The 6,805-nt window shown below is 65.2% G+C and carries 3 protein-coding genes; 1 reads left to right on the top strand and 2 read right to left on the bottom strand.

Annotated elements, in window-relative coordinates:
• Positions 1-1,078: efflux RND transporter periplasmic adaptor subunit (locus VK519_RS15980; protein WP_324351380.1), on the bottom strand; the 1,078-nt coding region annotated here is incomplete at its 3' end.
• A 490-nt stretch (positions 1,079-1,568) separates the two neighbouring features.
• Between VK519_RS15980 and VK519_RS15975 the strand changes: the two genes are divergently transcribed.
• On the top strand, positions 1,569-6,494 hold the full coding sequence (locus VK519_RS15975; RefSeq protein ID WP_324351379.1) for an NAD-glutamate dehydrogenase: 4,926 nt from the start codon (positions 1,569-1,571) through the stop codon (positions 6,492-6,494).
• 55 nt (positions 6,495-6,549) lie between these two features.
• Here the strand turns inward: VK519_RS15975 and VK519_RS15970 are convergent.
• On the bottom strand, positions 6,550-6,805 hold a 256-nt coding region (locus VK519_RS15970), incomplete at its 5' end, for an Hpt domain-containing protein (protein WP_324351377.1).

Raw genomic sequence — 6,805 nt, 5'->3', positions numbered from 1 at the left:
AGCCCGAGACGATGACCTGGTCGCCGGCGGCCAGGCCACTGGTGACGATCCAGTTGACGCCGCTGGTATTCGCGGCGTTGATGTTCTTGCGAACCACCTTGCCGTCGCCACCGACCGTCATCACGTAGGCACCCTTGGTGTCACGTACCACGGCCGCCTGCGGGATCAGGAACACCTTGTTCTGTTCGCCCAGGTCCGCGGCGATCGTCACGTAGGTTCCCGGCAGCAGGGTACGTTCCTTGTTGGGAATGATGGCGCGCAGGCTGACCGCGCCAGTGCTGGGGTTCACCTGGGTATCGGAGAAGTCGAGCGTGCCCTTCTCGTCGTAGGTGCTGCCGTCGGGCAGGGTGATCGTGACGGTGGCCTTGTCCTGGTCACGCAGGGTGACCCCGCCGGTGGCGGCGGCGCGGCGCATGGTGGCAAGGTCGCCAATGCTCACGGTGAAGTTCACATAGAGCGGATCGACCTGGTCGACCGTGGTCAGCAGGGTGGTATCGCCCTGGCCCACGAGCGCGCCTTCAGTGACCTGCTGCTGGCTGGCCCGGCCGTCGATGGGCGATTCGACCTTGGTGTAGCTCAGGTTGATGCGAGCGGTCTGCACGGCCGCCTGGGCCTGCTTCACCGCGGCGTTGGCGGTGCGCTCGTTGGCAATGGCAGTGTCCAGGTCCGAACGCGAGACGTAGTTCTTGCCGATCAGGCCGCGGGCGCGGTCGGCGGCGGCCTTGTTGTTCAGCGCGGTGGCCTGGGCCGAGACGAGGTTCGCCTGGGCCTGGTCCAGTTCCGCCTGCAGCGGGGCCGGATCGATGATGAAGAGCACCTGGCCGGTTTTTACGTCGGAGCCTTCGTTATAGACGCGCTTTTGCAGGATGCCCGGCACGCGGGCGCGCACATCGGCCGTACGGAACGCCGAAAGGCGCCCGACCTGGTTCTGCACGAGCGGAGCGGAAGAGAGCTGGGCCTGAACCACGCCTACTTCGGGAGTGGGCGGTGCCTTGGGCGCTTCCTGCTTCTTGCCGCAGGCAGAAAGTGCGATGAGGCCGAAGCACAACAAAGATGTGCGCAGGGGCAGGGGCTTCATGGGGACTCCGTTCATTTTCTTGTGCGGTTGTTCTTCCACATCCGCCCCCGGGGTTGAGGGCAGGCGCGCTCATATAACAGTTATCGCAAGACAAGCCGTGTCGTCCTGTGCCGGATGGCCCTTCCGGCGAGAATTCACGATGGTTCGGGGCAATGCCTGTCGATCTTGAGGAAGGGCGTGGATCGGGGGTCCGCGTCGCTACGCAGACGGGGTGCCGATTCACTGTACCGCTCAGTTTAAAAACTATTGGCGTGAAGAGTCAATGCTACAGGGAGCCTATTTCCGTCGCGGTTGGCGCGATGCACAAGCTTATCGTGGCATCGGCGGCTTTCCCCGGTGCCCCGCCAGCGTCGCCGATGCGGTGCGTTGTGTCATGAAAGCAAGCTGAAAATGCCGCATTGCGGGAACGCCAGAAGTGGCCTTGTCATCAGTCGCGGCGGTATGCTTCGCCGGATAACTTCCCTTCCCCTATCAAGGCGACAGCCAGCCCATGAACGCGATTCGCGCAGCCGAGGACGGCAGCTTCCCAGCCCTCGTGATCGAGGAATTCAGTAAGCAAGGCAAGTCGCAGCTCACTGCGGACCAGGCGCGGTTCTTTATCGACCTGTTCTTTTCCCGCATCGCCCAGTCGGACCTGGGTTTGCACACACCCGAGCGCTGGGCCGCGCTGATCGGCGAATTCCTTGCCTTTGCCGCCAGGCGATCGCCGGGACAGGCCCTGGTGCGGGTGTTCAACCCCGGCGCCAGTGGCAGCCGCACGGTCATCGAGATCGTCAACGACGACATGCCCTTCCTGGTCGACACCGCCAGCATGGTGGCCGCGAACCATGCCGCCATCCACGCCCTGATCCATCCGGTGGTACCGGTGACCCGCGCCGCCGATGGCGGCATCGCTGCGCTTGGCGCCGATGGTGCATCGGGCGAATCGTTCATGCGCCTTGAGATCGACCGCCTGGATGGTGACAGCCTGGAAACCGTCCGCAAGGAACTGGCCATCGCCCTGGTCGACGTGCGCGAGGCCGTGGATGACTGGCAGGCGATGAACCAGAAGGCATTGGCGATCGCCGACGACCTTCAGCGGCGCGCGTTGCCCCTGTCGGCCGACGAGGTGGACGAGGCCACGCAGTTCATGCACTGGCTTACCGAAGACCACTTCACTTTCCTGGGCTATCGCGAGTACGAGGTGGTCAAGACAGCCGACGACGAAGTGCTCCGTTCGGTGGAGGGCTCGGGGCTTGGCATCCTGCGTGCCGCCGACCGCTCGCTGGCCCCGCGCTCGCTGCGCTCGCTCGTTGCCAGCGAACTGCCGCAGTCCGGTTCCACCGATGCGATCATCCTGACCAAGACCAATGCCCGCTCGCCGATACACCGCCCCGGTTACATGGATTACGTGGGCGTGCTGAAATTCGATGCCCAGGGCCGGCCGGTGGCCGAGCAACGGTTCCTCGGGTTGTTCTCGTCCAACGCCTATATGGCGCGCCCGAAGCAGGTGCCGCTGGTGCGGCGCAAGTGCGATGCGGTGATGGACCGCTCCGGCCTTAAGAAAGACTCCTATTCAGGCAAGTCGCTCCGGCACATCCTGGACACCTTGCCACGCGAAGAACTGTTCCAGTGCTCAGCCGATGAACTCTTCGCGCTGGCCTCGGGCATCCTGGAGCTACAGCAGCGGGCGCGGACGCGCCTGTTCATCCGCCGCGACAGTTACGGCCGGTTCTTTTCATGCCTGGTGTACATCCCGCGCGAGCGCTTCAATACCGCCGTGCGCGAGCGCGTCGAAGCGACCCTGCGCGACGCCATGCACGGCGAGCACGTGGACTCGGCTGTGTTGATGGGCGAGGCGGCGCTGGTGCGACTGCACGTGGTGGTACGCCCGCGCATCGGTGACCACCCTGTATACGACGCCACCGCACTGGAAATCACCATTGCAGCGATAGCGCGCAACTGGCACGACGAACTGCGCGACCGCCTGGTGGCGGACCTTGGCGAGCAGCCGGGCATCGTGCTGGCCAACCGCTACGGCCGCGCCTTGCCCGCAGGCTACGTCGACGAAGTGGCGGCCACGGTCGCCGCGGCCGATGTTCGCGCGCTCGCGGGCCTGAAGGGCCCGGATGCCATCAGCATGTCGTTCTACCACCCGGCCGCGCGGCCGGAGGAACTGCGCTTCAAGATCTACCGCAGCGGTTCGGATATTGCGTTGTCCGAAGTACTGCCCTTGCTGGAAAACCTGGGCCTTCGCGTGCTCACCGAGCACATGTACGAAGTACGCGTGGGTGATTCGCCGCTCTTCATCCAGGATTTCGAAGTGCAGCCGGTGGGCGAGCTTGCCTTCGACGTGGCCCAGGTGGGCGCGCTGTTCGAAGATGCCTTCGAGCAGATCTGGCGCGGCAATGCCGAGAACGACGGGTTCAACCGGCTTGTCCTGGGCGCCAAGCTCGGCTGGCGCCAGGTCGCGGTGCTGCGCAGCTACTGCAAATACCTCCTGCAGACGGGCGTGACCTTCTCGCAGGCGTACATGGAAGATGCCCTTAACGGTCACCCGGCCATCGCGGGCCTGCTGGTGGAACTGTTCAACGCCAAGTTCGACCCGCAACGCACGTCGCTGGGCGCCGATGAGCGCGCGCGTGCCGCGGCCATCCTCACGACCGAGATGCAGGTGCTGTTGCCTGAATCCGCTTCCGCCATGCAGCCGGGTCCGATCGATCGCCTGGTGGATTCGCTCACCCTGCCGCGCGACGAACAAGTCGCCGCGGTCGAGGAAGTGGTGGGCATGCTGCTTGAGAATGTCTCAAGCCTGGATGAAGACCGCATCCTGCGCAGCTTCGTGGCGCTGATCCACGCCACGATCCGCACCAGTTACTTCCAGCAGTTCGATGGCGCATTCCGTCCGTACCTGTCGTTCAAGTTCGACTCGCACCAGGTGCCGGACCTTGCCAAGCCGGTGCCTTATCGCGAGATCTTCGTCTACGCCCCGCGCGTGGAAGGCATCCACCTGCGATTCGGGCCGGTAGCGCGCGGCGGGTTGCGCTGGTCCGATCGCCGCGAGGATTTCCGCACCGAGGTGCTGGGCCTGGTCAAGGCGCAGATGGTGAAGAACACGGTGATCGTGCCGGTGGGTTCGAAGGGCGGTTTCGTGGTCAAGCGTCCACCCGTGGGCGGCGACCGTGATGCCCAGCTGGCCGAAGGCATCGCCTGCTACCGCATGTTCATCAGCGGCCTGCTCGATATCACCGACAACCTCGTCGAAGGCAAGCTCGTGCCGCCGCACGACGTGGTGCGCCACGACGCGGACGATCCGTACCTGGTGGTCGCCGCCGACAAGGGCACGGCCACGTTCTCGGACATCGCCAACGCCATCTCCACCGAACACGGCTTCTGGCTTGATGACGCCTTCGCCTCCGGTGGCTCCAACGGCTACGACCACAAGGGCATGGGCATCACCGCCAAGGGCGCGTGGGAATCGGTCAAGCGCCATTTCCGCTCGCTGGGGCGCGACTGCCAGTCGGAGAATTTCACCACCGTCGGCGTGGGCGACATGTCCGGCGACGTCTTCGGCAACGGCATGCTGCTGTCCCGGCACATCCGCCTGCTGGCTGCCTTCGACCACCGCCACATCTTCCTGGACCCCAACCCCGACGCAGAACGCTCGTTCGTCGAGCGCGAGCGCCTGTTCGCCTTGCCGCGTTCCTCGTGGGACGACTATGACAAGTCGCTGATCTCCGACGGTGGCGGCGTGTTCCCGCGCAACGCCAAGTCGGTGCCGGTGTCGCCGAAGGTGCGCGCAGCGCTGGGCATCAAGGGCGACGCCACGCACATGGCGCCTGTCGACCTCCTGAGCGCGATCCTGAAGGCGCCGGTGGACCTGCTGTGGAATGGCGGCATCGGTACCTACGTCAAGGCAGCCAGCGAGACCCACCAGGAAGTGGGCGACCGCGCCAACAACGCGTTGCGCGTCAACGGCAACGAACTGCATTGCAAGATCGTCGGCGAGGGCGGCAACCTGGGCATGACCCAGAAGGGCCGCATCGAGGCCGCGCAATCGGGCGTGCTGCTCAACACCGACTTCATCGACAACTCCGCCGGTGTGGATACCTCCGACCACGAGGTAAACATCAAGATCCTGCTCAACGATGCCGTGCAGCGGGGAGAACTTACCTTCGAAGGACGCAACCAGCAGCTGGCGGCGATGACCGATGAAGTCGGCAAGCTCGTTCTGTGGGACAACTACCGCCAGAACCAGGCCATCACCGTGATGGAGCACCAGTCGGTGCGCCGCCTTGGATCCATGGCCCACTTCATCCGCACCCTGGAGGCCGAGGGCACCCTGGACCGCGGCGTCGAGTCGTTGCCGTCCGATGCCGAACTGGTCGAGCGCAAGACGCGCGGGCAGGGCATGACACGCCCGGAAATCTCCGTGCTGCTGTCGTACGACAAGATCCGCCTGTTCCAGCAGTTGCTCGATTCGGACGTCCCGGAAGATCCGTACCTTTCGCGCGAGCTGGTGCGGTACTTCCCGGAGCCGTTGCACCAGAAGTATGCCCAACACATGCAGCGCCACCGCCTGAAGCGGGAGATCATCGCCACGGCGGTGACCAACTCCACCATCAACCGCATGGGCGCGACCTTCATGATGCGCATGCAGGAAGATACCGGCCAGGGCCCGGCGGCGATCGCCAAGGCCTATACGGCTGCGCGCGAGATCCTGGACGTGCGCAGCCTCTGGAGCGAGATCGAGGCGCTGGACAGCCAGGTGGCCGAAGACACCCAGATCGACGCCATCCTGCAGATCTGGTCGCTGCTGCGGCACCTGACGCGCTGGTTGCTCAATCGCCCCGGCGGCACGCTGGACATCGCAGCCAACGTCGAGCGTTACCAGGCGCCGGTGCGCGCATTGCGCCAGGCCATGCCCGATGTCCTTACCGACACCGGTCGCGGTGATTTCTCCTCCAGCCAGGAGAAGTGGGCAGGCATGGGCTTTCCTGAAGCGCTCGCCCTGCGTCTGGCCCGCGTGCCGGTGCTTCGCGCCGCCTTCGACATGGTGGAAGTTGCCCAGCAAAGCGGGCAGCCGATCGATGCGGTGGCCCGCGTGTTCTACCAGCTGGGCGAAGCACTCGACCTGGAATGGCTGCGCGGGCAGATCGAGGCGTTACCGGTGGATGGCCATTGGCACGCGCAGGCACGCGGCTCGCTGCTGGATGAACTCAACACCCAGCATCGCGCCCTGGCGGTGCAGGTGCTGGCGTTGGGCGCTACGCGACCGGGTGAGAACGCCGTGCAGGCGTGGCTCGACCGCGACGATGCAACGCTACGCTATACCCGCAGCATGCTGGCCGAGATCCTCAGCCAGAACGCCGACTACCCCATCGCCTCGGTGGCGGTGCGGCGCCTGGCCCAGCTGGCGCAAGTCCCACTGGCCTGATGGCCTGCGATGTCCTGGCACGGCGTGCCCCGTGCCAGGGCATCGTTCTGGGTCTTCAGGCTGCAGCCGGAGGATCTTGCTCGTGGCCGTCGAGCTTCAATGCAGCGATCGTTGCCATCAGGGTACGGCGGAAGGCTTCAAGGTCGTCCCGGGCGGGAGTGTGCCCGGCACGGATCGTCCGTTGCAGGTCGATCGTCAGGTGCTGCAGTTGCATGGCGCCGCAAAAACCGCAGGCCGAGCGCAACCGGTGCAGCAGGTCGGCGAAGGCGTCGATGTCCAGCACCAGGGTGTCGAATTCCTGCGCCAGCTGG

The organism is Pinirhizobacter sp., assembly GCF_035317885.1.
Classification (GTDB): domain Bacteria; phylum Pseudomonadota; class Gammaproteobacteria; order Xanthomonadales; family Rhodanobacteraceae; genus Pinirhizobacter.
Note: the sequence above shows the minus strand (reverse complement) of the source record. Positions and strands in the feature narration are given on the sequence as shown.